This window comes from Alkalibacterium sp. s-m-28 (genome assembly GCF_054658175.1).
In genome coordinates this window covers 1-1,962 of the sequence record NZ_BAAGIQ010000177.1, presented here as the reverse complement: position 1 = coordinate 1,962, position 1,962 = coordinate 1, and the positions used below count along the sequence as shown (strand labels likewise).

2 protein-coding genes are annotated in these 1,962 nt (G+C 39.3%); both read left to right on the top strand.

Annotated elements, in window-relative coordinates; translation table 11 throughout:
- A partial coding sequence (locus ACYQ4S_RS11735) for a transposase (RefSeq protein WP_459771318.1) occupies positions 1 to 1,038 on the top strand: 1,038 nt, incomplete at its 5' end.
- The gene (istB, locus tag ACYQ4S_RS11730) at positions 1,038 to 1,769 is read left to right on the top strand and encodes an IS21-like element helper ATPase IstB (protein ID WP_343755429.1); all 732 of its coding nucleotides are present in this window, start codon (positions 1,038 to 1,040) and stop codon (positions 1,767 to 1,769) included. The genes ACYQ4S_RS11735 and istB, both read left to right, overlap by 1 nt.
- Positions 1,770 to 1,962 lie beyond the last annotated feature (193 nt).

The following is a 1,962-nucleotide window of genomic DNA, read 5'->3' as shown; positions in this document are numbered from 1 at the left end:
AATGAACAGTATCGCTGGCGATCACCAGAAGACCGACGGTCATTTGAAATGGCTCATGCCAATGATATGTGGCAGATCGACACGTCCTATGGGCCTTATTTGTATGATGAAAAGGGGAAAAATCCGAGTGAGAATACAGAATGCTTTTTAGAAGGATTAAAGAGGATTTTCGAAATGATGGAGAGTGTGCCTAAAACGATTCGTATTGATAATTTGGCAGCTGCCGTTGTTAAGCCAAGAGGGAAAGGCGAAGAAACCGTGTTTACTGAGGCCTTTGAACGCTTCGCTGCTCACTATCGTTTTGAACCCATTGCTTGTAATCCGTATTCTGGTCATGAAAAAGGGGCTGTTGAAAATAAAGTAGGCTATATTCGTTATAATTTTTTTGACTGTATACCTGACTTTGTTTCCTACCTTGTATTTGAGAAATGGTTAAATGCTCAACTAGAAGAAGACAGTCATCGCAATCACTACCATGAACACATACTAATCAGTGAATTATGGGAAGAAGACCGGGCACATATGCGTTCTCTTTCAGATACACCCTACCCCGTTTTTAGATACGAAGAATGCAAAACAAATAAATATGGTGAAATCAGATTGGATAATGCGTCTATTCATATCCCAAAAGTAGGTCGTAACCGTCGGTTAACCGTGCAGTTATACTGGGATTCATTCCGCTGTCTGAGCCCAAGTGGTGAATTGCTCTATGAAGCAGATCGGCCTTATATTAGTGAATCCCGACCCGTCGATTGGCTATATGTATTTCAAACTTACCGACAAAAACCAAGGGCACTTGATCATTCTAAATATAAGAAGCTGCTTCCATCAAAAATAAAAAGCTATGTATTAGAAACAACTCTTGTCGAACGAAAAAGGCGCATCGACCAACTGCTTGAATTGCTTAAAGAAGAGGACTTATTACGGATTGAAGAGAATTTTGAGTTTCTCCTACTGAACAATTTTGAATCAGAGCCAACAGAAGCTTCTCTCTCCCTAACGCTTTATGATTCACTCTCTCCGAAGGCGGTGAGCTAATGGAAGATGAGTTAAAGGAATTGTGCAAACGTATGAGGTTAGCGTATGTTTATGACTACGTCATAGACAATCATGATAAAGAAGCTCTCTATCCTCTTATATTAGAGTCTTTGAAATACGAACAGCACGAACGAGAACGAGCTAAAGCTCATCGTTTAATACACAAAGCGGGTTTCCGCACTCATAAACGATTGGGTCAATATGAATGGCATGATGCGATTGGATTTCCAGGGTCTCTAACTAAAGAGGAATTAATAAGCTTAGATTTTATTCATCATCGTGAAAATTTGATTTTCGTTGGTTCACCAGGCACTGGGAAAACAACGTTAGCCACAGCTCTTGGCATCGAAGCATGTATGGCGGGAAAAGATGTACAGTTTTATCGTGTTTTAGATTTAGTGGATAAATTACAAAAAGCGTCTCAAAGAGGGACGCTTGCACGTACACGAAAGAGCATCTTAAAAAGCGATTGTCTCATCTTGGATGAATTAGGTTACTTGCCAATAGATAAAGAAGGATCAGAGCTGTTATTCCACCTTATTTCTGATTTTTATGAGGAACGCAGCTTGATTGTGACGACCAATTTAGAATTCAGCTCATGGAATAAAGTATTTCAGGACTCCAGATTAACGAGTGCCTTAGTTGATCGCTTAATTCATCACGCTCATATTTTCTCGTTTTCTGGTAAAAGTTACCGCTTCACGAACGCATTATCGCAACACAAAAACTAAATAAAACGGTGCAGCAAAGGTATGGAAAAAATTCCTGCAATCTTATGGATTTTTTTCTTGCAAAATATTTGAATTTGCCCAAAATTTATAACAACACTTTATATACCAAAAGCTCGAGGAATTCACATGTGGAAAACATGGAAGCCTCGAGCTTTTTGACTGTCCACAGCAAAAATCTGTGGACAAAATGCAC